The organism is Enterobacter sp. SGAir0187 (assembly GCF_002952735.2).
Classification (GTDB): Bacteria; Pseudomonadota; Gammaproteobacteria; order Enterobacterales; family Enterobacteriaceae; genus Enterobacter; species Enterobacter quasiroggenkampii.
The window spans coordinates 346,130-369,621 of record NZ_CP025034.2; the positions used below are offsets into that span (position 1 = coordinate 346,130).

General features: G+C 56.7%; 27 protein-coding genes and 1 pseudogene. 13 read left to right on the top strand and 15 right to left on the bottom strand.

What is annotated here, in order from left to right; all coding sequences use genetic code 11:
- Window positions 1-4 precede the first annotated feature (4 nt).
- Complete coding sequence (locus tag CWR52_RS01560; RefSeq protein ID WP_104948624.1) at window positions 5-544, bottom strand: DUF2058 domain-containing protein; 540 nt, start codon at window positions 542-544, stop codon at window positions 5-7.
- A gap of 267 nt (window positions 545-811) precedes the next feature.
- Between CWR52_RS01560 and CWR52_RS01565 the strand changes: the two genes are divergently transcribed.
- The 4 genes from CWR52_RS01565 (at window position 812) to CWR52_RS01585 (ending at window position 4,284) form a co-directional block, all read left to right on the top strand.
- Window positions 812-1,333, top strand: a complete 522-nt coding sequence (locus CWR52_RS01565; protein WP_032674738.1) for a DUF2778 domain-containing protein — start codon at window positions 812-814, stop codon at window positions 1,331-1,333.
- Window positions 1,334-1,586: 253 nt separating this feature from the next.
- Window positions 1,587-2,078, top strand: a complete 492-nt coding sequence (locus tag CWR52_RS01575) for an Hcp family type VI secretion system effector (protein WP_008502317.1) — start codon at window positions 1,587-1,589, stop codon at window positions 2,076-2,078.
- Window positions 2,079-2,257: 179 nt separating this feature from the next.
- On the top strand, window positions 2,258-3,232 hold the full coding sequence (locus CWR52_RS01580) for a DUF1852 domain-containing protein (RefSeq protein WP_104948626.1): 975 nt from the start codon (window positions 2,258-2,260) through the stop codon (window positions 3,230-3,232).
- 23 nt (window positions 3,233-3,255) lie between these two features.
- Window positions 3,256-4,284 carry a methionine synthase gene (locus CWR52_RS01585; RefSeq protein WP_104948627.1) on the top strand — a complete coding sequence of 343 codons (1,029 nt, stop codon included), beginning with the start codon at window positions 3,256-3,258 and terminating at the stop codon, window positions 4,282-4,284.
- Between the two features lie 4 nt (window positions 4,285-4,288).
- On the opposite strand, the gene CWR52_RS01590 is transcribed toward CWR52_RS01585, so the two are convergent.
- A complete protein-coding gene (locus CWR52_RS01590; protein WP_104948628.1) occupies window positions 4,289-5,221 on the bottom strand; it encodes a LysR family transcriptional regulator in 933 nt (310 codons plus the stop codon).
- Window positions 5,222-5,316: 95 nt separating this feature from the next.
- Here CWR52_RS01590 and CWR52_RS01595 point away from each other — a divergent pair, with 95 nt between their 5' ends.
- Both CWR52_RS01595 and CWR52_RS01600 read left to right on the top strand, forming a co-directional pair.
- Window positions 5,317-5,751: a DMT family transporter gene (locus tag CWR52_RS01595; RefSeq protein ID WP_045910475.1), complete on the top strand. Its 435-nt coding sequence runs from the start codon at window positions 5,317-5,319 to the stop codon at window positions 5,749-5,751.
- Between the two features lie 3 nt (window positions 5,752-5,754).
- On the top strand, window positions 5,755-6,213 hold the full coding sequence (locus tag CWR52_RS01600) for a DMT family transporter (protein ID WP_104948629.1): 459 nt from the start codon (window positions 5,755-5,757) through the stop codon (window positions 6,211-6,213).
- A gap of 423 nt (window positions 6,214-6,636) precedes the next feature.
- On the opposite strand, the gene CWR52_RS01610 is transcribed toward CWR52_RS01600, so the two are convergent.
- From CWR52_RS01610 to CWR52_RS01645, 8 genes are read right to left on the bottom strand one after another with little or no spacing between them, the layout of a single operon-like run.
- Entirely contained in the window at window positions 6,637-7,161 is a 525-nt protein-coding gene (locus CWR52_RS01610) for a DUF3833 domain-containing protein (protein ID WP_104948630.1), read from the bottom strand.
- On the bottom strand, window positions 7,158-7,679 hold the full coding sequence (locus CWR52_RS01615) for a hypothetical protein (RefSeq protein ID WP_048030580.1): 522 nt from the start codon (window positions 7,677-7,679) through the stop codon (window positions 7,158-7,160). The genes CWR52_RS01610 and CWR52_RS01615 overlap by 4 nt, the downstream gene beginning before the upstream one ends.
- A complete protein-coding gene (locus tag CWR52_RS01620; RefSeq protein ID WP_104948631.1) occupies window positions 7,676-8,161 on the bottom strand; it encodes a DUF2878 domain-containing protein in 486 nt (161 codons plus the stop codon). Before CWR52_RS01620 ends, CWR52_RS01615 begins: the two co-directional genes overlap by 4 nt.
- The gene (locus CWR52_RS01625; RefSeq protein ID WP_104948632.1) at window positions 8,158-9,378 is read right to left on the bottom strand and encodes an SAM-dependent methyltransferase; all 1,221 of its coding nucleotides are present in this window, start codon (window positions 9,376-9,378) and stop codon (window positions 8,158-8,160) included. Before CWR52_RS01625 ends, CWR52_RS01620 begins: the two co-directional genes overlap by 4 nt.
- Window positions 9,375-10,097: a DUF1365 domain-containing protein gene (locus CWR52_RS01630; protein ID WP_104948633.1), complete on the bottom strand. Its 723-nt coding sequence runs from the start codon at window positions 10,095-10,097 to the stop codon at window positions 9,375-9,377. The genes CWR52_RS01625 and CWR52_RS01630 overlap by 4 nt, the downstream gene beginning before the upstream one ends.
- Before the next feature lies 1 nt (window position 10,098).
- Complete coding sequence (locus CWR52_RS01635; RefSeq protein ID WP_104948634.1) at window positions 10,099-11,358, bottom strand: NAD(P)/FAD-dependent oxidoreductase; 1,260 nt, start codon at window positions 11,356-11,358, stop codon at window positions 10,099-10,101.
- A complete protein-coding gene (locus CWR52_RS01640) occupies window positions 11,355-12,074 on the bottom strand; it encodes an SDR family NAD(P)-dependent oxidoreductase (protein ID WP_104948635.1) in 720 nt (239 codons plus the stop codon). Before CWR52_RS01640 ends, CWR52_RS01635 begins: the two co-directional genes overlap by 4 nt.
- On the bottom strand, window positions 12,071-12,505 hold the full coding sequence (locus CWR52_RS01645; RefSeq protein WP_045910466.1) for a nuclear transport factor 2 family protein: 435 nt from the start codon (window positions 12,503-12,505) through the stop codon (window positions 12,071-12,073). The genes CWR52_RS01640 and CWR52_RS01645 overlap by 4 nt, the downstream gene beginning before the upstream one ends.
- A gap of 261 nt (window positions 12,506-12,766) precedes the next feature.
- Here CWR52_RS01645 and CWR52_RS01650 point away from each other — a divergent pair, with 261 nt between their 5' ends.
- Both CWR52_RS01650 and CWR52_RS01655 read left to right on the top strand, forming a co-directional pair.
- Window positions 12,767-12,964: a hypothetical protein gene (locus CWR52_RS01650; RefSeq protein WP_024908361.1), complete on the top strand. Its 198-nt coding sequence runs from the start codon at window positions 12,767-12,769 to the stop codon at window positions 12,962-12,964.
- Window position 12,965: 1 nt separating this feature from the next.
- Window positions 12,966-13,748 carry a hypothetical protein gene (locus CWR52_RS01655; RefSeq protein WP_104948636.1) on the top strand — a complete coding sequence of 261 codons (783 nt, stop codon included), beginning with the start codon at window positions 12,966-12,968 and terminating at the stop codon, window positions 13,746-13,748.
- On the opposite strand, the gene CWR52_RS01660 is transcribed toward CWR52_RS01655, so the two are convergent.
- Both CWR52_RS01660 and CWR52_RS01665 read right to left on the bottom strand, forming a co-directional pair.
- Window positions 13,729-14,241 (bottom strand): GNAT family N-acetyltransferase, encoded by a 513-nt coding sequence (locus tag CWR52_RS01660; RefSeq protein ID WP_104948637.1) that lies wholly within the window; start codon window positions 14,239-14,241, stop codon window positions 13,729-13,731. The genes CWR52_RS01655 and CWR52_RS01660 overlap by 20 nt on opposite strands.
- 101 nt (window positions 14,242-14,342) lie before the next feature.
- On the bottom strand, window positions 14,343-14,915 hold the full coding sequence (locus tag CWR52_RS01665; protein ID WP_104948638.1) for a TetR/AcrR family transcriptional regulator: 573 nt from the start codon (window positions 14,913-14,915) through the stop codon (window positions 14,343-14,345).
- A gap of 104 nt (window positions 14,916-15,019) precedes the next feature.
- Between CWR52_RS01665 and CWR52_RS01670 the strand changes: the two genes are divergently transcribed.
- Complete coding sequence (locus CWR52_RS01670) at window positions 15,020-15,487, top strand: DUF1348 family protein (protein ID WP_023618025.1); 468 nt, start codon at window positions 15,020-15,022, stop codon at window positions 15,485-15,487.
- Window positions 15,488-15,526: 39 nt separating this feature from the next.
- Here CWR52_RS01670 and CWR52_RS01675 read toward each other — a convergent pair whose 3' ends face one another.
- The 3 genes and pseudogenes from CWR52_RS01675 to CWR52_RS01685 form a co-directional block, all read right to left on the bottom strand.
- Window positions 15,527-16,066, bottom strand: a complete 540-nt coding sequence (locus tag CWR52_RS01675; RefSeq protein ID WP_104948639.1) for an ester cyclase — start codon at window positions 16,064-16,066, stop codon at window positions 15,527-15,529.
- A gap of 65 nt (window positions 16,067-16,131) precedes the next feature.
- Window positions 16,132-16,272: pseudogene (locus CWR52_RS23380) on the bottom strand (dehydrogenase); the annotation flags it as partial.
- 58 nt (window positions 16,273-16,330) lie between these two features.
- Window positions 16,331-17,446, bottom strand: coding sequence for an alkene reductase (locus tag CWR52_RS01685; RefSeq protein ID WP_104948640.1), 1,116 nt, complete (start codon window positions 17,444-17,446; stop codon window positions 16,331-16,333).
- Window positions 17,447-17,545: 99 nt separating this feature from the next.
- Here CWR52_RS01685 and CWR52_RS01690 point away from each other — a divergent pair, with 99 nt between their 5' ends.
- The 4 genes from CWR52_RS01690 to CWR52_RS01705 all read left to right on the top strand — a co-directional run bounded on the left by CWR52_RS01690 (window position 17,546) and on the right by CWR52_RS01705 (window position 23,476).
- On the top strand, window positions 17,546-18,457 hold the full coding sequence (locus CWR52_RS01690; RefSeq protein ID WP_104948641.1) for a LysR family transcriptional regulator: 912 nt from the start codon (window positions 17,546-17,548) through the stop codon (window positions 18,455-18,457).
- A gap of 134 nt (window positions 18,458-18,591) precedes the next feature.
- Window positions 18,592-19,206, top strand: a complete 615-nt coding sequence (locus tag CWR52_RS01695) for a TetR/AcrR family transcriptional regulator (protein WP_104948642.1) — start codon at window positions 18,592-18,594, stop codon at window positions 19,204-19,206.
- A gap of 74 nt (window positions 19,207-19,280) precedes the next feature.
- The gene (locus CWR52_RS01700; protein WP_104948643.1) at window positions 19,281-20,390 is read left to right on the top strand and encodes an efflux RND transporter periplasmic adaptor subunit; all 1,110 of its coding nucleotides are present in this window, start codon (window positions 19,281-19,283) and stop codon (window positions 20,388-20,390) included.
- Window positions 20,387-23,476: an efflux RND transporter permease subunit gene (locus CWR52_RS01705; RefSeq protein ID WP_104948644.1), complete on the top strand. Its 3,090-nt coding sequence runs from the start codon at window positions 20,387-20,389 to the stop codon at window positions 23,474-23,476. Before CWR52_RS01700 ends, CWR52_RS01705 begins: the two co-directional genes overlap by 4 nt.
- Window positions 23,477-23,492: the final 16 nt, after the last annotated feature.

Consider the following 23,492-nt stretch of genomic DNA (forward strand, 5'->3'; position numbering starts at 1 on the left):
CGGTTTACCACATCAAATCGTCAGGGATTTTGAAGTCCGCGTACGGATCGTCTTCATCCTGCTCTTCCTGGCTGAGCGCGCTGTTTAACACGATGCTGTCGGCATCGCGCTGGGCGATTTTATCGGCCACCACTGCCGGAATGATCGCGTAGTCGCAGTCACCGTTAACATTGAGCACCAGGCGCGCAATCGCCAGACGGCCGTTGATCAGCTGGGTCTGCGTTTGCTTATCGACTTCAATCTTTTTAATCAGCGTACCGTCGGTGAAGTTAAAGGTGATGTTGCCTTTCGCCACGGTGATGCGGTTCATCTCAATCAACTGCTTCACCTGCGCCTTAAACTCTTTCGCCAGCACGGCCTGCTTCTGCTGCTCGCTCAGCAGCTTATCACGCGCGATCTGCGCCTTCTTGTTCTCTTCTACCGCTTCCCGAGCCTCACGCGCCTGAACGCGTGATTTCTTTGCCGTGCGCTGCACTTTCGCCGCTTTCTTGCTGCTGACGAGGCCCGCTTTCAGCATCTGCTCTTGTAAGGTGAGTTTTGTCATGATTGTTTCTAAACCGGTTGGAAATTTTGGGGATTATAGCGGGAATTGCAGAGCGTGTGCCAGAGAAGCAGTCATGGCGTTTTGTTAGCTGAGTCTGGTTCATTATTCATTGAGCATTTACTAAGGTTAACGCGAAAGCGTAATTAAAAATTGTCAGGTCATTTTCTTAAAAAAAATGAGCCGTTCATAAATATGATGTGGGTTGAATATCTATGGTCACGTCAGGCGTAGGCTGACTTTCTCTTAATAAAAGGATGTGGAGAAAAGATGGCCTTAAAAGGAACGATGCTGCTAAATGGTGCTGACTATGCGCCTTTTAACCTGTACGGCGTTGGCGTGTTTATGGCGCATTCCGGGCAGGGAATTTACAGAAACAACGGATTTTGTGGTGCAGTAAAAGGGTCGGGTCCAATTCCCCCAGGTAAATACTGGATTGTTGACAGAGGGACTGGAGGTTTCTTTTCAGGTTTAAAAGCGAAGGTTCAGGATCGGTGGAATAAGGTCAGGTCCGGTGCAGAATTTGGCCGCGATGAGTGGTTTGCTTTATACAAGGATGACTGGGGAATCGATGATGGTACCTGGATTGATAACGTCTATCGGGGTTTGTTTCGGCTGCATCCGGGTACGGTATCTGAAGGATGTATCACGATTGCCCATAATTCTGATTACGCACTGATCCGGAATGCTCTCATGAGTACAGAGCTTATTCAGGTTCCCTGTATGCGTTCACTGATGGCACGCGGTTGGGTTGAGGTGAGTGAAAGTGGATATACCAACGCGTGCCCTTAAATGGGGCATCAGGCTGTTCAAAACGGTCTGGTTTCTATGCATCAGCATTTTAGTAGGCCGCACATTGGGACCCGCTGAACGCTATCTTGATCATGACGTGGTCTCATCTCTATGTGATTTTATTTATGGTGATGTGAATGCTGAAACAATATACGACACATATACCAATATCGATATTTTAATCGTACTGACCCTCGCTACGTTTATTTATCGCTTAACAACGCTACTACTCAATAAAATAAGGAAATAAAGAATGCCTATTCCTCCCTACATGTGGCTAAAAGACGACGGTGGAGCACATATTAAAGGTTCTGTAGATGTTCAGGATCGTGAAGGTAGCATTGAGATCATAGGACTGAGCCATGGCCTTAACCTCCCGGTAGACAGCGCTAACGGCAAGATCACCGGCACGCGTCAACACTCATCTATGCGGATTGAAAAGGAAGTTGATAGCGCCACGCCCTACCTTTACAAAGCAGCATCTACCGGTCAGGCACTCAAAAGCGCTGAAATTAAGTTCTATCATATTAATGATGCCGGACAGGAAGTCTGTTATTACACCGTACTAATGGAGAACGTAAAGGTTACGGGTGTTAACTGCAGCGTGCCGAACGTGAAAATCGCTGCCAACGATAAAATGAACCATGTTGAAAGCGTAAGTCTGCAGTACGAAAAAATTACCTGGCGCATCGTCGACGGGAACATAATGCACAGTGACGCCTGGAACGAACGCCCTACAGCATAACGCTAAGGGGCGCGATGCCCCTTACTCTCTCACTTCCCTCTCCATGCTGTGCGCAATCCTGTTCATGAACTTCCCTCATGTTGCATTGAAATTAAGTCACTTCCCCTGCGCCGCGGGCTCAGGCATAAATTATGCATTGGTAACTTCTTAGCAACATGAACTTAGGATGCATAACCACAATGAGCAAAGCTTTCACATATACCCTTAAGCGCAGTTGCTTCGATGAGAATTACAACCCGTCAGAAAATACGCGTACGACCACCAACTTCGCCAACCTGGCCCGCGGGGAAAAGCGTCAGGAGAACCTGCGCAATACGCTGGTGATGATCAACAACCGCTTTAACGCTTTAGCACGCTGGGATAACCCAAACGCCGATCGCTATGCGGTTGAGCTTGAAATCATCTCTGTCGATTTGAATATTGGCGCGGAAAAGCCGTTCCCGGCCATTGAGATACTGCAAACCACCATTATCGACAAGAAAAACAACCAGCGTATCCCTGGCATCGTCGGGAATAACTTCTCGTCTTACGTGCGGGATTATGATTTCAGCGTGTTGTTGCTGGAGCACAACAAGAACCAGCAGCACTTCAGCATTCCGGAAAAATTTGGCGAACTGCACGGCAATATCTTCCGCCATTTTGTGAGCTCACCGGAATACAAAGAGAACTTCACAAAAGGACCGGTGATTTGCCTGAGCGTCTCCAGCAAAGATACCTATCGCCGCACCGGTAATCAGCACCCCGTGCTGGGCGTTGAGTATCAACCGGATGGCGAATCGCTCACGGAACAGTACTTCGCGAAGATGGGCCTGAGCGTGCGCTACTTCATGCCGGAACACAGCGTGGCGCCGTTCGCGTTCTTCTTTACCGGGGATTTACTGAGCGACTACACCGATCTCGAACTGATCGCCACCATCAGCACGATGGAGACGTTCCAGAAGATCTATCGCCCGGAAATTTATAACGCCAACTCGGCGGCCGGACTGTGCTACCGACCGGATCTGAACCAGCAGGATCACTCCTTAACCAAAATTGTGTATGACCGGGAAGAGCGAAGCCGTCTGGCGATTGAACAGGGTCGATTTACCGAAGCGTACTTCATTAAGCCTTACAAACATATTCTTGAGCAGTGGTCTGATAACTACACGCTTTAATACATCAAAAAAGGTCTTTTATTATGAAAACATTGCTCCCGACTTCAACGGCTGGCAGCCTGCCTAAGCCGACCTGGCTTGCACAACCTGAAACGCTATGGTCACCCTGGAAATTGCAGGATCAGGAACTGCTGGCGGGCAAGCAGGATGCACTGCGCCTGTCTCTGGATGAGCAGATCCGTGCGGGAATCGATATTGTCAGCGACGGGGAACAGACCCGTCAGCACTTCGTCACCACCTTTATTGAACACCTGAGCGGCGTCGATTTTGAGAACCGCCAGACGGTGCGCATTCGTAACCGCTATGACGCCAGCGTGCCGACCGTGGTTTCCGCGGTTGCGCGTCAGAAACCGGTCTTCGTCGACGATGCAAAGTACCTGCGCCAGCTCACCGACAAACCAATCAAATGGGCCCTGCCGGGGCCAATGACCATGATCGACACGCTTTACGACGCGCACTATAAAAGCCGCGAAAAGCTGGCCTGGGAATTCGCCAAAATCCTCAATCAGGAAGCGCGAGAGCTAGAGGCCGCAGGCGTGGATATTATCCAGTTCGATGAACCGGCGTTTAACGTCTTTTTTGATGAGGTCAACGACTGGGGCATCGCCGCGCTGGAACGCGCCATTGAAGGGCTGAAGTGCGAGACCGCGGTCCACATCTGCTACGGCTACGGCATCAAGGCCAATACCGACTGGAAAAAGACGCTCGGATCCGAGTGGCGCCAGTACGAAGAGGCCTTCCCTAAGCTGCAGACCTCTAACATCGACATTATCTCCCTGGAGTGCCACAACTCCCGCGTGCCGATGGATCTGCTGGAGCTGATCCGCGGCAAAAAAGTGATGGTTGGCGCGATTGACGTAGCAACCAACACGGTTGAAAAGCCGGAGGAAGTCGCCGATACGCTGCGTAAAGCGCTGCAGTTCGTCGATGCGGACAAGCTGTACCCGTCAACCAACTGCGGCATGGCACCTCTCTCTCGCCAGGTTGCCAACGGCAAGCTGAAAGCACTGAGCGCGGGCGCAGAAATTATCCGCAAAGAGCTTGGCGCGTAATCCCTTACGTTTGCCAGTACGGTGGCGTGCCAAAACGCTCAACGTAATAATCAATTACCGCCCTGACGTTCAGGGGCGGATGTCGGGCATCAGGGTAGATCGCCGCGATCGCCTGCTGTTCCGTATTGATGGCACACTCCAGCGTGGGCAGGAGCGGAATCAGCTCACCGCGCTGGAGCGGCTCGCTCACCAGCCAGTCCGGGAACAGCACGATCCCCATTCCACCCCGCGCCGCAGCCAGCAGCGCTTCCGCATTATTCGAGGTCATCAATGGCGTCACGGGATAGTGTATCCACGCCTCGCCCGCTCTGCGCAACAGCCAGCGGTTAGGCCCTGACGATCCGCGATAGACAAGACAGTGATGGCGGTTCAGATCGTCCGGCCCTTCGGGCGCACCGTGTTTTCGCACGTAGTCTGGCGACGCGGCCAGATGATACACCTGCTGCCCGAATACCCGCGCCCGATACGAGGAGTCCGTCAGTACGCCAATGCGGAAGATAAGGTCTGCCGCATCACGGTGGGGATCGATAAAATCATCGGTCAGCGTCAGCTCTACGCTCAGGCGAGGATAGCGTTCCGACAGGCCGGGAAGTCCTGGGGCTATGTGCTTCTGGCCGAAAAACACCGGTCCGTTAATGCGGATCGCACCGGACGGTTCCACCGCACGCGCGTCCAGCTCCCGGCGCGCCTCTTCCAGGTTTTCCGCCATTGTCCGGGCGTAGCGGATAAACAGATGACCGCTTTCCGTGGGAATGACGGCCCGCGTATTGCGGTAGAAAAGCTGTTGACCAAGCGCATCCTCAAGCTGGTGGATCACGCGCGATATCTGCGAGGCCGATATCCCCTGCCGCCGCGCCACGACGGAGAAATTCTGCGCTTCATACACGTCGATAAAGATCAGCAGCGCGCGGATGTTGATGTTGCTGGCGTCAACCATTAATGCATTTCTCGCAAAGGTGTTTACTGCATTATGGCATTTTTCTCATTGAACAACCCACGTAATCTTCTTCGCCTGAAAACGGAGGAAGAAGAATGCAGTTTGTTTTGATTTTACTGGTGATTGCTGGCGGGATGGGCCTCTCCGTCGAGGCGGGACTGCTGGGACCGCTGGGGGGAAAGGTCGGAGATTTATGGGCGACGTTCAGCATTTTTGGCGTCGGCGCCGCGCTAACGTTTCTGCTGATGCTGTTTTTCAGCCCGCGCAACAGCCCGTCGTTTTTCGCACAGCCCGGCTGGCAGCTGCTCGGCGGCGTGCTCGGTCCGGTATACGTGGTCATTCTGACCGTGGCGACACCCACCATCGGCATCGCCATGACCATGATTGGCATTCTGGCCGGCCAGGTTTTTAAAAGCTTGATCATTGACCATTATGGTCTGCTGGGTTCGCCGCACAGGAAGATAAACGCAAAGCGCATTATTGCACTGGGGTTCATTATTGCGGCACTGGTTCTGGTCGCGCAGGGGTAACGTATGACACTGATGATGATTCTTCTGGCCGTGTGCGGCGGCGCAACGCTAAGCATTCAGGCCGCCATTAACGGCCAGCTCGGCAGCAGCGTGGGGGTATTTAAAAGCGCGTTTCTGACCTTCTCCGTCGGCGCGCTGGTGACCGCCCTGCTGATTTTCTTCTTTGAGCCTAAGCAGGCGGTCACGCTGCTGGACGTGCCGAAATGGCAGCTCCTCGGGGCGATGTTCGGCGTGCCCTATATCGTGATAATGGTGCTCGCCGTACAGCGGATCGGCACCGCCGTCGCCACGGTGGCGGTCATCTTTGGCCAGCTCGCCATGAGCATGTTGATTGATCACTTTGGCTGGCTGGGTAATCCCGCCATTTCGTTTTCGCCGAGCCGTCTGGGGGCGGTAGTCTGCCTGGGGATTGCGCTTGTCTTTATTTACTCGGGTAGTAAAACCCGTTCTGCCGGGGCATGACATCACACCTTGCGGACACAGCGTAGACCCGAAACAGTTCCCTCGCCCCTTTGGGGAGAGGGTTAGGGTGAGGGGGAACATACGGCTGTAGTGGTCATTCCGTTCACTTTATGTTTCTTGCTACTCTGTAACGACATGACCGGTGAACGTGCCAGGGTGGCTCAATCGCCACCACCCTGGCGACCCGGGCTCCCGGCGGTAAATCGCCGCTTCGCGGTCCCTTCGGCTTATTCCTTCCGGCTTATCGGGGACGGGCGGAGGTAACATCCCTGTAAAGCCCGCCCTCTCGGCGCATCCCTGCGCCTCGCCCCGGCCTGCAGGAAACGCCTCAGCGATTTACAGCCGGACCAGGTCATCGCTGCAAAATAATCATGTCATTTAAAAATCCGAATCGCTTCTGGTTACAAATTGAGTGGGGATCCCTTATCCCTTGGTGAAAAACAACGTCACCGTGGCGACGGTGACGCCCAGTTTCTTCATCTCGGTTTTATTAAAGAGGTGCGTCTCATCCTGCAGGTACATCCAGTCGTCAAAGTTCAGCAGCCAGGTGCTGCCGTTGGCCTTCACGTTCATGCTGTAATGCCAGTTGAACGCGTTGCCTGCGGCCTGCCCCGTCGCCACCCCTTCGATATCCCCCGCCGTGCCCTCATAGCGATCGTTCCCCAGGCGCCGGATATGCCAGACCCGCTGCTGCTTCTCGCCGTCGTCGTAAATAAAATGTTCGTTGAGCGTCAGCGTATCGCCGATAACGTCCCCGGCAATCTCAACGTGAAAACGTCGGATCTGCTTGCCGCTGCGATCCTGCACCATCCCCCACGCTTCGGTTTTGCCCTGGAAGAAGTGGAAGATATCCAGCCGCGGCTGCTGCTGGCGGTACTCGGTCACCTCTGTGCTACAGCCCGCCAGCAGCATCGTGAATGCCAGCACCATCATCAGGAAACGTTTCATTTTTGGCCTCCGATTAACTGCTGACGCAGCTCAGGATATTGCGTACGGGGAGCCAGCCAGATGGCCAGAAAACGGGTACTGAACGCTTCTGACTGGCGTGGTCCCAGGGGAATAAAGGTTTTCTGAAGGGTCGGGTCGCGGTACCAGAACTGCCCCTGCTGGTCATCAAGGACAAACGCCAGCTGTGAGCCCGGTCGAACATCCGGCCACAGCGACCGGAGCATCCGCAGCCAGGCTTCGCTTTGCGGTTCCTGCGCCAGGATCCCCTGCGCCTGCCACTGGTCGCGGGTTGCCTCGACCAGCTCATCGCGATCGATGTCCCGCGCATAGGTAATGATCAGCGCCTGATCCTGGTTCTCCCGACCGTAACGCCCGTCCGGCGTACGCAGCTGGGAGGTATAGACAGTGAACGGCCCCCAGGTGAGCGTGGCATCGCCCACCTTACGCCACGCCAGCCAGTCGGCGGCCTGGGCCGCAGGCATGGCGATCAGCCAAAGCAGCAAAATCGCAGCTCTCATTTTTGTCTCCCCATCAGCAGGTGGAAAAACAGCATCAACACCAGCCAACCCGGCGCCATCCAGCTGACGACGATAAAAGTCGGCTCCAGAAATGTGATGGCATCCAGCCGCTCGCCAATCAGGTACGCCACCGGGCCTCCCGCGGCGGCCAGCAGGGTGAGCAGCCAGCCGGGCAACGTGGTGGTGCGCGTAAGCTGCGTCCAGACGGTGGCGAACATCAGCCATAATGCCACCATCCATAACGGCATCAGGGCATCACCCGTGAAGGCGATCAGCCCCGTCAGCGCCCAGAGCGTATCCAGCAAACTGCCCGCCGCGGCCAGCCCGATGGCGTAAAAACGGTATACAGACGGCAAGAGCAGGCACGCCAGGATCGCCAGCGCGAGCCAGATAATCAGGCCCTTTTCGCGAAAGAGCACCACCAGCGTCCAGTAGAGATCGAACGCGACGGCCAGCAGGAAGACCTGAAGGTATCGTCTCATACGCGCTCGGCGGTCAGCTGCACCACGCTGATGGTGCGGGCGTTAAACCCGGCTTCGCAGTAGCCAAAGTAGTAAAGCCACATGCGGCGGAACCGCTCATCAAAGCCGAGTTTTTCAATCTCCTGCCAGGCGTGGACAAAGCGCTGCCGCCAGTGCGCCAGCGTGCGGGCGTAGTCGGGACCCATGTCGAACAGATTGCGCACCACGAAATCGGTATGGCGCGTCATCAGATCGTTCATCGCGGTGATGCTCGGCAGGAAGCCGCCGGGGAAAATGTAGCGCTGGATAAAATCGACGCTTTTGCTGTAGTCGCGATAGCGCTGGTCCTGAATGGTGATGGCCTGAATCGCCATGCGTCCTCCCGGGCGCAGCCGCGCCTGACAGGTACGGAAGAACGTGGGCAGATAGCGCTGCCCGACGGCTTCAATCATCTCTATCGAGACCAGCTTGTCGTACTGCCCGGTGAGGTCGCGATAGTCGCAGAGCAGCACCTCGACCCGATCCTGCAGTCCGGCGCGGGCAATGCGCTCGGTTGCCCAGACGTATTGCTCCTGCGATAGCGTGGTGGTGGTCACCCGACAGCCATAATGACGGGCCGCGTATTCCGCCATCGCCCCCCAGCCGGTGCCAATTTCCAGCAGATGATCGCCCGGCTTCAGCGCCAGCTGTTCGCACAGACGCGCCATTTTGGCCTGCTGGGCCGCCGTCAGATCCTGCTCGTCCTCCGTAAACAAGGCGCTGGAATAGAGCAGCTCCTTATCCAGAAAATGGGCATAGAAGGTGTTACCCAGATCGTAATGGGCGGCAATATTCTCACGCGCCTGCGCGCGGGAGTTACGCCGCGTCCAGTGGCGTAGCCGCTCCAGCGGCCTGCCGAACAGACGGAACCCGTTTTCCAGACGGCCAAGCACCTCGCCGTTGAGCGCCAGCAGTTCCAGAAGCGGCGTGAGGTGCGCGGTTTCCCATTCACCATCCATCCAGGCTTCTGCCGCGGCAAGGCTCCCGCCCGTTAAGACGCGCCAGTAGACGCCGGTCGTGAGGATCTGCACGTCGGCATGCAGCGCGGAGGATGTCTCACCAAAATGAAAGGTCTGCGCCCCTTCACGCAGCGTGAGCGAGCCGCCGCGGATACCGCTTAACAGACGAAACAGCAGCCATCGTGCGATGCGGACGTTGCGCGGAATATCGGGTTCTAACGCAAAGACGGGATCGGTCATGAGCGTTCACTCCTGCTGACGGGATGGTTATACAGCGGCACGCGCTTGAGCCACAGGCGCAGCGCCTGCCAGTAAATGGCGAAAACGGTTTTCAGGGTCATAAGCGGGATGCGCAGGAGCAGCGAACGCAGCGCAGGGCGCGTCAAAGGCTCCCGGCGCAGCGCCAGCGTGGCATCGAACACCTTCGCCTCCTGATGATTTTCAATGTGCATATGCAGCGTGTTATCCGGGTCGTTGAAGCGCCAGTGGTAGATCATGTCCATCGGATTGAACGGAGAAACGTGAAACGCTTTTTCCGTAGGCCGGGCATGTTGCCCGTCGACCGCGTAATAATGACGCTCGTTCCACGGCGTGTTGCGGACCTCCGCCAGCAGCCAGCGCAGGGTACCGTTCCCGTCATAGCAGTAGTAAAAGTTGACCGGATTAAAATGGAACCCGAAATAGCGCAGCTGCGTCAGGAGCATCACCCGCCCGTCCGGACGTTCCCCGGTCAGGCTCTCCAGCCTGCTTAGCACGTTCTCTTTAAGCGGCGTGCCGAGCGGGTAGTCCGCGTCATGGAACGAGGCGGCGGCAAAGCGATTGCGCCGCACGCCGACGGACGCGAGCTGCGGCAGTTCATCGAGATCCAGCCAGGCCATAAACACGCTGTAGCTGAATTCGTGGGTTTTCGGCTGGAGGCGGCGGTGGCGTAATACGCCGTGGTAGAGGCAGCTGTTCATCTCAGTTCCCCTCCCCGGCTGCAATCGCATTGACCACGTCCAGCGCGCTGCGCACCCCGTCCTCATGAAAACCGTTGTACCAGTAGGCTCCGCAGAACCAGCTCCGCCGGTGGCCGTTGATCTCGCCGCGCCGCGCCTGCGCCCGCCAGCTTTGCGGGTTAAACAGCGGATGCTCATAAACGAAGCGTTGCAGAACGAAGCGCTCATCCACCGGCGCGTCCGGGTTCAGGGTGACGCAGAACAGCGGGCTGCCCGCAGGCAGCCCCTGCAGGATATTCATGTTGTAGGTGACACAGGCGCTGGCCTGCGCCTGCTCGCTCAGGCGGTAGTTCCAGCTCGCCCAGGCGCGCGGCCGCACCGGCAGCCAGCGCGGGTCGCTGTGCAACACAACCTCGTTGCGCTGCCAGCCGATATCGCCCAGCACCTCGCGCTCTGCGGTGGTCGGGTCGTCAAGCATGGCCAGCGCCTGAGTGGAGTGGCAGGCAAATATCACCTGATCGAAGGTATGGCTGCCGTTTTCGAGCTGGAGCGTGACCCCGCGCTCGTGGCGGCTCACCCGCTGAACCGGCGAATTGAGATGCAGCGTCAGCCGATCCCCCAATTTGTCCCGCATCGCGCGGATATACTCCCGCGAGCCGCCCGGCACCACGTACCACTGCGGGCGATGAGTGATATCAAGCAGACCGTGGTTTTGGAAGAAACGTAAAAAGAGCGGCAACGGGAAGCGCGTCATCTCCTGCAGCGACGATGACCAGATGGCGGCCCCCATCGGCAGAATGTAGTGGCGCGCAAAAAACGGCGTGAAGCCGTGCTGGTCCAGAAACGTCTGCAGCGTGGCGTTCGGATCCACTTCCCCGTCCAGCGCCTGTTTTGCCAGGCGGTTAAAGCGTACGATCTCGCCCAGCAGCCGCCAGAATGCCGGATTCACCAGGTTTCGACGCTGGGCAAACAGCGACGTCAGCGTGTGACCGTTGTACTCAAACCCCGTCGCGGGGTCGTGCACCGAAAAGCTCATCTGCGTTTTTTGCCCGCTGATGCCCAGCTCGCTGAGCAGGCCCATAAAGCGCGGGTAGGTACGGTCGTTGTAGACGATAAACCCGGTATCGATCGCGTATGTACCCTGTGGCGTTGAGACGTCAACCGTTGCGGTATGGCCGCCCGGCGTGGATCCCGCTTCAAACAGGGTCACCTGATGGTGCCCGGCCAGGCGCCAGGCGCAGGTCAGCCCGGCAATGCCGCTGCCGATAATCGCAATGTTCATGAACGCACCATCCTGCGCAGCAGCGCGCGCTGAAGAAACGCAGGCAGCCCGGAGAGCAGCCGCAAAATGAAGCCAAACCCGGACGGAAACGCGATGTGCATTTTCCCAGCCGCCAGTCCGATACGGATCGCCTTGACCGCCTCGTCGACGGTCACCCTGCCCGGCATGGCAAAATCGTTTTTTTGCGTCAGGGGCGTATCGACAAAGCCGGGAGAGACAACCGTAACGGCAATCCCTTTTGGCTCCCAGTCCAGGCGCAGGCTTTCGGCAAACCAGCTCAGCGCCGCTTTGGACGCACCGTAGGCCTCTGCGCGGGGAAAAGGCAGCCAGTGGGCCATCGAGCTCACCAGCACCACGCGGTTGCCTCGAACCAGCTGCGGCTGCAGCGCCTCAAGGCAGTTCACCGGCCCAAGGAAATTGGTGTTCATGACCCGCTCCACCAGCGCCGCATCCACCACGCCACCGTCGAGGTATTCGCAGGTACCCGCGCAGAGGATAATCAGGTCGGCGTAGCTGCCGGTCAGCGCCTGGCGACAGGCGTCCCTGTCCGTCATATCGAACAGGCGCACGGTGAGATTGGGGCAGGTCTGATGCAGCGCTTCCAGACGCGCCGGATCGCGCCCGCAGGCAATCACATGGTAGCCGTCAGCAGAGAAGGATTTCGCCAGCCCGGCGCCAATCCCCGAGCTTGCGCCGGTAATCAGCACCGTCTTCATGATTTCACCCTCCGCTTCACGCCGCGAACCGCCCAGCCCAGCAGAGGAAGATGTTCATAGATCATCTCTCCCGCATCGTAGTAGTCCCGCTGGCGCGTGATGAGATCGTTTTCCGTTTCCACCACTGAACATCCAGGCAGGTCGAGCGGTTCGCCTCCGGCAATGCGCGGATGTGACCAGTGCATCACCCAGGTGACAACAAATCGGTTCCCGCTGCACAGCGGCGGATCGATAGAAAAACGGCAGTTCTCGACGTTGGCCAGCAGATGGGTGAAATAGCGCTGAAGCGCAAAAATACCGTTGTGCTCACCGAAGGGATCGATAAGCGTGGCGTTCGAATGATAAAGCCCCGCCAGCGCGGACGGCGGCTGGCTATCCAGTGCGGCGTAGTACTCGACAAACCGACTCACGACAGAGGGCAAAGTGCTCATGGGTCACATCCTGGCTGTAAACAACGTGGCGTAATCGCATAATTAAAACTTACACAATTAACGTTATTTGTCCAAGTTTGTGCAAATTTATTTTTTATTACCTTTCAATATCAACAACTTGATAACTCATTCATTTGACGGTTTTGTAGGCCGGGTAAGGCGTAGCCGCCACCCGGCTTTCACTCACTTTCAGGTTATCCTTAAGGCAAATTCAGCGATCATCTTCCAGGCTTATCCTTTTTATTCATAAGGATGCCTGACATGAAACGTTTCTTTCTCTCCCTCTTCTCAAGCCCGGAATCCTTACTGCAGGTGATGAGTCAGCAGGAAATTATTGAAGCCGTGGAAGATGGCGACCGCATCATCATCGACCAGGACGGGAACGCCTCGGTGAACTACAAGAGCAACGAGGTGCGGCAGGACTTTCTGCGTCACGTCAACACGCTGAAGAGGGCCTGAGATGGGAACGGCGATATTTATGGTGCTGATGGTATGCGGGTACTGGTACACCAGCCGCGACCTGTCGACCCGCTTTAAAATCAAGCGTTCCTTCGGCTGGGACGTCTATTTTCTCGTTGCGCTTTACGGCTGTATTTTCGTTCTGCAGGGGGTGATTGCTACGGGGCTGCTCTGGCTGCTGCTGCTTAGCCTTTCCGCCGCCAACAACGCTTTCCACTTTGCCTCACCGAAATACACCGACTGGCAAATCGACTTTATGAACTGGAGTTTTCTAGGCATTCAGGCGCCGGTGGTCGTGATGCTGGCGTTTGCCATTCTGTTTTGCCTCTACCGCTCTAACTGGGCAGGCAGCGCCAGGCTGGACGGCGAGAGTCGGAAAAAGCTCTACAAACGGCTTGCGCAGGCAAGCGGGATCGAGCAACTGCTCTATCAGTGTATGGAGCAAGGCGAGCTGGCGCAGGTCACGCTCCGGTCGAGGCGGATATACGTGGGTATGATCCACACCGCGACGCTGGAATATGAAAAAACGGCCAATATCGTGCTGATCCCGATGTTGAGCGGGTACCGGGACGAGAAGACGATGAACCTGCGCATCGAGAATAATTACAGCCGGTGGTACGCCGAGCATGACATTACGCTCGACTCGGAACCCCGCAGCGCCATGTCATTCCGCAAGGTGATTTTACTCAATCAGATTGAGAGCATCTCGCTGTTCGATCCCGCCAGCGCCAGCGCGCTGTCGCTGGCACAGCATGACACGCTTTCTAAAGAGACATCCCCATAATTCTGAGTATGCTCTGCTGTGAGGCGGTTTCAAAAAGGACGTTCTTAATGCAGAGCATGCCCTGCTTCTGGTAGAACCGGTACGCTCCCGCGTTCTGCTCAAGTACTTCCAGCCAGAGATAGTCCTTACCCCTGCTCCGGGCCATGTCGATAATTTTATTGAACATGTCCTGACCATAGTGCTTGCCGGTCTCGGCAGGATCGAGGTAGAGCTTATTGAGGAGAACGCCCCTCTTGTCCGTTTCTGGAAGCATGGCGTCCCAGGTCACTTTCATAAATCCCACAGGCCGATCGGTCTCTGCAACATACCAGGAAACCGCGTTATCTTTCAGGCTCTGTTCAACTACAGGAAGCGCGTACTCTCCGTGCAGAAAATCCTTCATCTCTGCCTCTGACATCCACAGATGCTGAAAATGGGCGGGATAGATGCGATATCCCAGCTCGCTTAAGAGCGTAGAATCGGCCCCGCTGGCCTGTCGAATTCGAAGAGTCATGGAAGGTATCCTTACTAGCCGCTTTACGTGTGATGTCGTGCGAAACGAGAAAGACAAAAACAGTTACATTCTTGCAGCATAGAGTATTGCGGTGAACGACGTTAAGTACACCCGGCTAATGCCCTCTTCAACGGAGCAATGACCTCATCCGTCTCCATGCCCATCTGCGCATGAATAATGGCACCGTCAATGAGCAGCATGATTTCATTGACGACGCGCTCATCCGCGATTTTCGTCAGCGACGCAATAATATTCTTTGTTTCGATTTTGTGATCGCGGCATATCGCTTTTATTTCACTTTCAATATCTTCGGATTTGGCTTCGGCGCTGGCATTAATAAACGCGCAGCCGTGGAATTCAGGCGAAATAAACCATTCATAGAGCGTTGAAGATATCGCCTCAGCAGGTATTTCGCCGTCATTGAGATGTCGGCGCAGCGTGGATTCAAACCAGTTAATCCATATTTCATGCCGATAGTGCAAATAGGCGATAATAAGTAAGCTTTTGCTCGGAAAATGGCGATAAAACGTCACCTTCGTCACTTTCGCCTCTTTAATCAGCGTATCCACCCCCGTCGCCCTGAAGCCCGTGGAATAAAACAGATCGTGCGCCGTGAGTAATATTTTATCCCGGACGCTAATTTTTGTTTCGTTGCCTGCGTGTTCGGTTTTCATTTTTTCGACAGCCTCAAAAAGGGTGTTGACAGCGTTATTTTTCAGGCATAGATTACACCAGGTAGACAGATCTGTCTACCTAAAATCACATTGAGGTAACCGCCATGAACACACGTCCTCCTTTACCGCCCTTCACCCGTGAAAGCGCCATCGAAAAAGTCAGGCTGGCAGAAGATGGCTGGAACAGTCGCGACCCGGCGAAAGTTGCGCTGGCCTATACGCTGGATACCCAATGGCGCAACCGTGCAGAATTCGCCACCAACAGGGAGGAAGCGCAGGCGTTCCTGGCGCGGAAATGGAAAAAAGAACTGGATTATCGTCTGATTAAAGAGCTGTGGGCCTTTACGGATAACCGCATCGCGGTCCGCTATGCCTATGAATGGCATGATGATTCAGGAAACTGGTTCCGCTCGTACGGCAACGAAAACTGGGAGTTCGCCCCGGACGGCTTGATGAAGCGTCGTTTTGCCTGCGTAAACGATATGCCGATAAAAGAATCCGAGCGACTGTTCCACTGGCCGCTGGGCCGACGCCCGGACGATCACCCGTCGCTGAGCGATCTGGGCTTATAGGATTTTTACATCACTCCGGGGCGCCCCGGAGTGATGCGTTTAGAGTGCGCCCAGCTGTTTCATCAGCGTCTGGTTGTCCTCAATATGCCAGTTTGCCGCAATTTTACCGTCGCGGACTTCATAAATATCCGTAGCGATGAAATCTATTTTCTGCCCTTTTCCTTTCAGCGTGCCAAATGTCCCGGTGAATGTGCCGTAAAAATGCAAATGCGAAACCACGCGATTGCCTGAAATAATCATCTGTTCAACGTCACAGCGTAAGTCCGGCACGGCGGCACGAAACGCCCGGGAGGCTAAAATAGCGCCTTCAGGCCCTTGCTTACGACCTTCCGGGGGCGTTTTATCGATGAAATTCACCGCCAGCGCATCACGCGCCAGGGATTCTTCTCCCGTATTCCAGAACGTTGCATATTCTCTGGCAACGGCTTCATTCACCCTTAATTGCGCCTGGGGCAAGCTCTTATCAACAATAAGCTGTTTCGGCTGCAGCCATTCCAGCTGCGCCGAAAATGTGGTGCCGGACAGACCGGCAAGAATAAGCATCGCCACAGCTGGACGAAAACACGTCGTATATTTCATGATGTCTCTCAACAGAGTATTACGTTACCCGCAGACGATTTCCTGCGGTTCAAACCGGTGGGGATTCAGTTAATTAACGCCCCGCCCTCAATATCAATGACCGACCCCGTGACAAAGGGATTGTCCATGGCGAAAAGATATCCTTGCGCGATGTCCTCCGCCCTTCCCCAGGCTTTGGCTGGCAGGGTATCCGCCGCGCCGGCGAGCAGGTTTCCCGGGCGAAACCGATGCCGGAAGCGCCGCCGATAATTAAGGTTTTACGGGTCATAACGTTTCCTCCTCCAGGGTGTACGTTGGGTAATCGGTATAGCCCGTGGCGGTGCCGCCAAACAGCGTGGCGGGGTCGCGCACCTGGGCCAGCGGCAAGCGGTGCGCCAGCCGGTGAGGCAAATCCGGGTTGGCAATAAAGGGCCGTCCGAACGCAATCAAATCGGCATAGCCCGCCGCCAGAATTTCTTCGGCTTTATTAAGGTCATAGTTGCCCGCGACGATCAGGGTTCCGCTGAACGTCTCGCGAAGGGATTGACGAAAACGCTCGGGTATCTGCGGCGCGTCGTCCCAGTCGGCTTCCGCCAGGTGGATGAACGCAATCCCCTTTTGTTCGCACCAGGCCGCAAGTGCGAGTATGGCTTCAGAGACCTGCGGGTCGTTCATCCCGCGCTGGGTAATAAACGGCGAAAGACGGATGCCCGTGCGGTCGTGACCAATGGCTTCGGCAACCGCGCTTAACACTTCCTGGGCGAAGCGGATCCGGTTAGCCAGCGTGCCGCCGTACTCGTCCGTGCGTTTGTTGGAGGTTTGGCGCAGGAACTGGTCGATCAGATAGCCGTTTCCGCCGTGGATCTCCACGCCATCAAACCCGGCCTGGACGGCATTCAAGGCGGCCTGGCGATAGTCCGCGACGATGTTCTGAATGTCCTTGCGTGAGAGCGTTCTCGGCTGCGGGCAGTCAACCATCTGGCCTTCCCCACGCTCATTCACCACCCACACCTGCGCGTCTGGCGCAAGGGCAGACGGGGCGACCGGCTGACCGTCCTGGTGAAAACTGGCGTGCGACATTCGCCCAACGTGCCAGAGCTGAGAAAAAATGACGCCGCCCGCCTGATGTACGGCCCCCGTCGTGAGCTGCCATCCTGAAACCTGCTCCGGCGAATGGATGCCGGGCGTCCAGGAGTATCCCTGACCCTGAGGCGAGATCTGTGTGGCTTCGGTGATGATTAACCCCGCGCTGGCCCGCTGCCGGTAATACTCGGCCATCAGCGCGGAGGGAATGTTGCCCGGCTGAAGGGAACGCGCGCGGGTCATCGGCGCCATGACGATACGATTTTTCAGGTCCAGCGAACCCAGCCTGTAACGTTCAAAGAGTGAAGCAGGTTTCATGTTTTCATCCCTTATGGTTTGGATGAAATCACTTTACAGTCGGCACCTGATTTTGATAATTACGCTAAAAATAGATGCACTTTTCGGAAAAAATGAATAATGGGTAAACTCGAAGACATGGCCTTACTGGTGGAAGTCGCCAGAGCCGGAAGTCTTTCCGCCGCCGGACGACGCCTGTCGTTTTCCCCTGCCACCATGACGGCCAGGCTGAAGGCGATTGAGGAGCGTTACCAGACGCGGCTGTTTCATCGCTCCACGCGATCCCTCACCCTGACCCGCGCAGGCGAAGAGTTTTACCACGCCGCGCTGCGCGTGCTGGAAGAGGTGCATCACGCCGAGTCGCTGCTGACGCAAAAAGAGGGCGTGCTCAGCGGCAATATTCGCCTTTCCGCGCCCTCAGACTTTGGCAGACAGTATCTCAGCCCTGCCGTCATTGAATTTTCTCGTCACCATCCTGCCGTCAAATTTTACATCTCGCTAAAAGAACACGTTGAGGATCTGGTCGCTAACCGGCTGGATATGAGCGTGCGCTTCGGTAATTTGCCGGACAGCAGCCTTGTCGTCAGAAACATCCGCCCAAACCATCGGGTGCTGGTTGCCTCCGGGGCGTATCTTAACGACCACGGCATCCCCGCCACGTTTGCAGATTTAGCCCGGCACCGGTGCCTGGCGCTGGAGTCTCAGGGCGTGGTGATGAACGAATGGCGCTTTGAACATGAGGGAGAGGAAAGCGTTGTTCGCGTCGAGCCCGCCATGGTGTGCGACGACGGGGCAGTGCTTCGTCAGTGGGCGCTCAGCGGGGCCGGCATCGCGGGGAAATCGTGGTGGGACGTCAAAGACGACGTTGACGCCGGAAGACTCACGGTGCTGTTTGCCGACAGCTTCACCGGCTTTAGCCGCTACGATCGCAAAGATGTCGGGCTGCAGCTTGTTTACCCGCAGCGCAAGCTGCAGCCGCTTCAGGTTACGGCGTTCAGCCAGTTTTTTCTCGACTGGCTTAAAAAACATTAACGTAAAAAACAGTGATACACTTACTCCACCTGGCCGATTGTCCCGTCTTCACGATGCAGGATAAAAACCAACGTAACCAAATTACCAAATGGTCACTCGTTGCCAACCCCGGCCCGTCACGCTAAGCTTACATAATGACTAATACTATGAATGCCCCATCAATACGTGGTCCACTTGACCACTCTGTCAGAGAGCAAATCGTCGAAGCGGCTTTCGAGCACTTCGGTCACTACGGCTATGAAAAAACCACCGTCGCCGAGCTGGCGAAATCTATCGGTTTTTCAAAATCCTACATTTATAAGTTCTTCGATTCCAAGCAGGCTATCGGCGAAGTGATCTGCGCTAACCGCCTGGAGCTGATCATGGCGGCCGTGCTTTCCGCCATTGAGGGTGCACCGTCAGCCAGCGAAAAATTACGCCGTCTTTTCAAAGCGCTTACCGAGGCGGGAAGCGAGCTGTTTTTCCACGATCGCAAGCTTTATGACATCGCGGCAGTCGCCGCGCAGGAGCAGTGGCCTTCGACCCAAAAGTATACCGAAAGTCTGATGAAGCTGATCGAAAGCATCATTATCGAAGGCAGGCAGGCCGGTGAGTTCGAAAGAAAAACGCCACTGGATGAGGTCACTCAAGCCATCCACATGGTGATGTGCCCTTACATTAACCCCGTTCAGCTACAATATAACCTCGAGATGGCCCCCACTGCGGCGGTGCTACTCTCTTCAATGATATTAAGAAGTCTGGCCCCCTAATTTGTGACCATTGACATTATTGGTCACTAGTCAGAGAATGCGGATACCGTCTTGTTACTTCAATAAGGTTTCCCATGCTCAGGCTCACTTCAGCCCGCGTTGCCGTATGTCTTCTGCCGTTTGCCCTGGTGGCGTGCGGCGATAATTCCGCGAGTGACGATCCGCGCACTAAGCCACCGCTTGTCAGATCCGCCTCTGTCGAGATGGCGAACCCTGCCGCCCGCGCCTTCACGGGCGTGGTGGTGGCAAGAACGCAAAGCGACCTGGGCTTCAGAGTTCAGGGAAAAATCCTCGAACGCCTGGTGGATACCGGGCAGACCGTCAGACAGGGACAGCCTTTGCTGCGTCTCGATCCTGTTGACCTGAAATTACAGGCCCAGGCGCAGCAGCGCGCGGTGGATGCTGCCCAGGCGCGGGCGAGAAAAGCCACCAGCGATGAGTCGCGTTATCGCGGTCTGGTGGCGTCCGGCGCAGTGTCCGCCTCGGAGTACGATCAGATTAAAGCGGCGGCCGATACGGCCCGGGCGGATCTCAGCGCAGCTCGGGCGCAGGCCAACGTGGCGCAAAACGCCACGGGCTATGCCGTACTGCTGGCGGATTCAGACGGCGTGGTGATGGAGACGCTCGCCGAACCCGGTCAGGTCGTTAGCGCCGGGCAGGTCGTCATCCGCCTTGCCAGAGCGGGACAGCGCGAAGCGCTTGTCCAGCTTCCGGAGACGCTGCGCCCTGCCGTCGGCAGCGAAGCGCAGGCCACGCTTTATGGCAGTGAACAACACCCGGTCACCGCGACGTTGCGCCTGCTGTCTGACTCCGCGGATGCCACAACCCGCACGTATGAAGCCCGCTACGTGCTGGATGGTCAGCTGGCGAACGCGCCGCTGGGGGCGACCGTCACGCTCAGCATTGAAGACGCGAAAACGGAAGGTCAGGCGATGCAGGTCCCGCTGGCCTCACTCTACGATGCGGGTAAAGGGCCCGGCGTCTGGCGCATTTCCGCCCAGCCAGAAAAGGTCACATGGACGCCGGTTAAGGTGCTGAGCGTGGGCGAAGATGCGGTCCAGGTCACGGGTGGCGTGAAGCCCGGGGAGAAGATCGTTGCGTTAGGGGCCCATCTTCTGCACGAAGGTGAAGTTGTCAGGCTTGCAGATCAACGCCATGCCGCTCCGGCGGAGAACGCACCATGAGCCAACGTCGCTTCAACCTGTCAGCGCTGGCCGTCCGCGAGCGCTCCGTCACGCTATTTCTGATCGTTCTGGTGACGATTGCCGGTATTTACGCTTTTTTTGGACTGGGACGCGCGGAAGATCCGCCCTTCACCGTGAAGCAGATGACGGCGATCGCCGTCTGGCCGGGCGCCACCGCGCAGGAGATCCAGGATCAGGTCGCGGAGCCGCTGGAAAAGCGCCTGCAGGAGCTCAAATGGTATGACCGTACCGAAACCTATACCCGTCCCGGCATGGCATTTATCACGCTGTCGTTGCAGGACAAGACCCCGCCAGCCGAAGTGCAGGAGGAGTTCTATCAGGCGCGTAAGAAGCTTGGAGATGAAACTCAGCGTCTCCCGGCGGGCGTCATCGGCCCGATGATCAATGACGAATTCTCGGATGTCACCTTTGCCCTCTTTGCCCTGAAAGCAAAAGGCGAACCGCAGCGGCAGCTGGTACGCGATGCCGAAGGCCTGCGACAGCAGCTTCTGCACGTTCCCGGGGTAAAAAAAGTGAACATTATTGGCGAACAGGCCGAACGGATATATATCGCCTTCTCCCATGACCGTCTGGCCACAATGGGCCTCTCACCGCAGGATATTTTCAATGCCCTCAATAGCCAGAACGCCCTGGCCGCGGCGGGTGCCATTGAGACCCGGGGCGCGCAGATTTTTATCCGTCTGGACGGCGCGTTCGATGAACTGCAGAAAATCCGCGATACGCCTTTAGTCGCCCAGGGCAAAACGCTCACGCTGTCGGATGTGGCAACGGTTGAACGAGGTTATGAAGATCCCCCGACGATGCTGATACGCAATCAGCATGAACCCGCCCTGCTGCTGGGCATTGTCATGCGTGAGGGCTGGAACGGCCTGGCGCTGGGGAAATCGCTGGATGCGGAAGCGGCGAAAATCAACGATAGCCTGCCGCTTGGCATGACCCTGACCAAAGTCACCGACCAGTCCGTCAATATCCGCTCCTCGGTCGATGAGTTTATGATCAAATTCTTCGTCGCCCTGCTTGTGGTCATGGTGGTCTGTTTTGTCAGCATGGGCTGGCGCGTGGGGGTGGTGGTTGCGGCGGCGGTACCGCTGACGCTGGCGGTCGTATTCGTGGTGATGGAAGCCGCGGGAATAAACTTTGACCGCGTCACGTTGGGCTCCCTGATCCTCGCCCTCGGTCTGCTGGTTGACGATGCCATTATCGCCATTGAAATGATGGTGGTGAAGATGGAGGAAGGTTACGACAGAATCAAAGCCTCGGCCTACGCCTGGAGCCACACCGCCGCGCCGATGCTGGCCGGTACACTGGTGACGGCCATTGGCTTTATGCCGAATGGTTTTGCCCAGTCGACCGCCGGGGAATACACCAGCAATATGTTCTGGATTGTCGGCCTCGCCCTGATTGCCTCGTGGTTTGTGGCGGTGGTGTTCACACCGTATCTTGGGGTGAAGATCCTGCCGGCGATCCCCAAAGTGGAAGGGGGCCATGCTGCCATCTATAACACGCCTCGCTATAACCGTTTTCGCCAGCTGCTTGGCCGCGTTATCGCCAGAAAATGGCGCGTGGCCGGCTCCGTGGTCGCCATTTTCATTCTGGCCGTGCTCGGCATGGGGCTGGTAAAAAAACAGTTTTTCCCGACCTCCGATCGCCCGGAAGTGCTGGTTGAAGTACAGATGCCTTATGGCACCTCGATTGCGCAAACCAGCGCCGCTACCGCAAAAATCGAAGCGTGGCTGGGCAAGCAGCCAGAAGCCAAAATCGTCACGGCCTATATTGGTCAGGGCTCGCCCCGTTTCTATCTGGCAATGGCTCCCGAGCTGCCCGACCCCTCTTTTGCAAAAATCGTGATCCTGACGGACAGCGAGACGTCACGCGAGGCGCTCAAGTTCAGGCTCAGGGAGGCCGTCGCCAGCGGCCTTGCGCCCGAAGCCCGCGTGCGGGTGACGCAGCTGGTGTTTGGCCCCTACTCGCCCTTCCCGGTTGCCTGGCGCGTGTCGGGGCCGGATGTCAAACAGGTGCAGAACATCGCCGAACGGGTGAAAGCCGTGCTTCAGGCAAGCCCGATGATGCGAACCGTTAACACCGACTGGGGCTCGCGCGTTCCGGTGCTCCATTTCACTCTCGATCAGAACCGCCTGCAGGCGACCGGCTTAACCTCCAGCGCCGTTGCCGGGCAGCTTCAGTTCCTGTTATCAGGCGTGCCTGTCACCTCCGTGCGGGAAGATATTCGATCGGTAGAGGTCGTTGCCCGCGCGGCGGGTGATATCCGCCTTGACCCGGCAAAAATCGAAGGCTTTACCCTGGTCGGCAATGCCGGACAGCGCGTGCCGCTGTCTCAAATTGGCAAGATAGAGGTCGGCATGGAAGACCCGATCCTACGCCGTCGCGATCGCACCCCCACGATTACCGTACGGGGCGATATCGCCGACAATCTTCAGCCGCCGGACGTGTCGGTCGCCATCATGAAGCAGCTCCAGCCGATCGTTGATTCGCTGCCGGCCGGCTACCGTATCGACATGGCGGGTTCGATTGAGGAATCAGGTAAAGCCACGCAGGCCATGTTACCGCTCTTCCCGATCATGATTGCCCTGACCCTGCTGATCATCATTTTGCAGGTGCGCTCACTCTCCGCAATGGTCATGGTGTTCTTAACCGCGCCGCTGGGGCTGATTGGCGTCGTGCCGACCCTGCTGATATTTAATCAGCCGTTTGGTATCAACGCGCTGGTCGGTTTGATCGCCCTCTCCGGCATTCTGATGCGTAATACGCTGATTCTGATCGGTCAAATCGATCATAACCAGAAGGACGGCCTCGATCCGTTCCAGGCGGTGGTTGAGGCGACGGTCCAGCGAGCGCGACCGGTCTTACTCACCGCCATGGCGGCCGTGCTGGCGTTCATTCCCCTGACGCATTCGGTGTTCTGGGGCACGCTGGCCTGGACGCTGATCGGCGGAACGCTGGGCGGGACGATCATTACCCTCGTCTTCCTGCCCGCGATGTATGCGATCTGGTTCCGGATCCGCCCGGTTGAACAACGCGTTCAGCACGGCACGGAAAACGTGTAAACTACCATTAGTAGAT

What these genes read in the sequence shown, in the direction of transcription:
- CWR52_RS01650 (WP_024908361.1), top strand. Translation starts at nt 12,767, where the DNA reads ATGAAACGTTTCTTTCTCTCCCTCTTCTCAAGCCCGGAATCCTTACTG.
- CWR52_RS01645 (WP_045910466.1), bottom strand. Translation starts at nt 12,505, where the DNA reads ATGAGCACTTTGCCCTCTGTCGTGAGTCGGTTTGTCGAGTACTACGCC.
- CWR52_RS01610 (WP_104948630.1), bottom strand. Translation starts at nt 7,161, where the DNA reads ATGAAACGTTTCCTGATGATGGTGCTGGCATTCACGATGCTGCTGGCG.
- CWR52_RS01640 (WP_104948635.1), bottom strand. Translation starts at nt 12,074, where the DNA reads ATGAAGACGGTGCTGATTACCGGCGCAAGCTCGGGGATTGGCGCCGGG.
- CWR52_RS01690 (WP_104948641.1), top strand. Translation starts at nt 17,546, where the DNA reads ATGGGTAAACTCGAAGACATGGCCTTACTGGTGGAAGTCGCCAGAGCC.
- CWR52_RS01655 (WP_104948636.1), top strand. Translation starts at nt 12,966, where the DNA reads ATGGGAACGGCGATATTTATGGTGCTGATGGTATGCGGGTACTGGTAC.
- CWR52_RS01700 (WP_104948643.1), top strand. Translation starts at nt 19,281, where the DNA reads ATGCTCAGGCTCACTTCAGCCCGCGTTGCCGTATGTCTTCTGCCGTTT.
- CWR52_RS01705 (WP_104948644.1), top strand. Translation starts at nt 20,387, where the DNA reads ATGAGCCAACGTCGCTTCAACCTGTCAGCGCTGGCCGTCCGCGAGCGC.
- CWR52_RS01585 (WP_104948627.1), top strand. Translation starts at nt 3,256, where the DNA reads ATGAAAACATTGCTCCCGACTTCAACGGCTGGCAGCCTGCCTAAGCCG.
- CWR52_RS01615 (WP_048030580.1), bottom strand. Translation starts at nt 7,679, where the DNA reads ATGAGAGCTGCGATTTTGCTGCTTTGGCTGATCGCCATGCCTGCGGCC.
- CWR52_RS01560 (WP_104948624.1), bottom strand. Translation starts at nt 544, where the DNA reads ATGACAAAACTCACCTTACAAGAGCAGATGCTGAAAGCGGGCCTCGTC.
- CWR52_RS01635 (WP_104948634.1), bottom strand. Translation starts at nt 11,358, where the DNA reads ATGAACATTGCGATTATCGGCAGCGGCATTGCCGGGCTGACCTGCGCC.
- CWR52_RS01670 (WP_023618025.1), top strand. Translation starts at nt 15,020, where the DNA reads ATGAACACACGTCCTCCTTTACCGCCCTTCACCCGTGAAAGCGCCATC.
- CWR52_RS01665 (WP_104948638.1), bottom strand. Translation starts at nt 14,915, where the DNA reads ATGAAAACCGAACACGCAGGCAACGAAACAAAAATTAGCGTCCGGGAT.
- CWR52_RS01685 (WP_104948640.1), bottom strand. Translation starts at nt 17,446, where the DNA reads ATGAAACCTGCTTCACTCTTTGAACGTTACAGGCTGGGTTCGCTGGAC.
- CWR52_RS01625 (WP_104948632.1), bottom strand. Translation starts at nt 9,378, where the DNA reads ATGACCGATCCCGTCTTTGCGTTAGAACCCGATATTCCGCGCAACGTC.
- CWR52_RS01565 (WP_032674738.1), top strand. Translation starts at nt 812, where the DNA reads ATGGCCTTAAAAGGAACGATGCTGCTAAATGGTGCTGACTATGCGCCT.
- CWR52_RS01675 (WP_104948639.1), bottom strand. Translation starts at nt 16,066, where the DNA reads ATGAAATATACGACGTGTTTTCGTCCAGCTGTGGCGATGCTTATTCTT.
- CWR52_RS01575 (WP_008502317.1), top strand. Translation starts at nt 1,587, where the DNA reads ATGCCTATTCCTCCCTACATGTGGCTAAAAGACGACGGTGGAGCACAT.
- CWR52_RS01595 (WP_045910475.1), top strand. Translation starts at nt 5,317, where the DNA reads ATGCAGTTTGTTTTGATTTTACTGGTGATTGCTGGCGGGATGGGCCTC.
- CWR52_RS01590 (WP_104948628.1), bottom strand. Translation starts at nt 5,221, where the DNA reads ATGGTTGACGCCAGCAACATCAACATCCGCGCGCTGCTGATCTTTATC.
- CWR52_RS01620 (WP_104948631.1), bottom strand. Translation starts at nt 8,161, where the DNA reads ATGAGACGATACCTTCAGGTCTTCCTGCTGGCCGTCGCGTTCGATCTC.
- CWR52_RS01600 (WP_104948629.1), top strand. Translation starts at nt 5,755, where the DNA reads ATGACACTGATGATGATTCTTCTGGCCGTGTGCGGCGGCGCAACGCTA.
- CWR52_RS01630 (WP_104948633.1), bottom strand. Translation starts at nt 10,097, where the DNA reads ATGAACAGCTGCCTCTACCACGGCGTATTACGCCACCGCCGCCTCCAG.
- CWR52_RS01695 (WP_104948642.1), top strand. Translation starts at nt 18,592, where the DNA reads ATGACTAATACTATGAATGCCCCATCAATACGTGGTCCACTTGACCAC.
- CWR52_RS01660 (WP_104948637.1), bottom strand. Translation starts at nt 14,241, where the DNA reads ATGACTCTTCGAATTCGACAGGCCAGCGGGGCCGATTCTACGCTCTTA.
- CWR52_RS01580 (WP_104948626.1), top strand. Translation starts at nt 2,258, where the DNA reads ATGAGCAAAGCTTTCACATATACCCTTAAGCGCAGTTGCTTCGATGAG.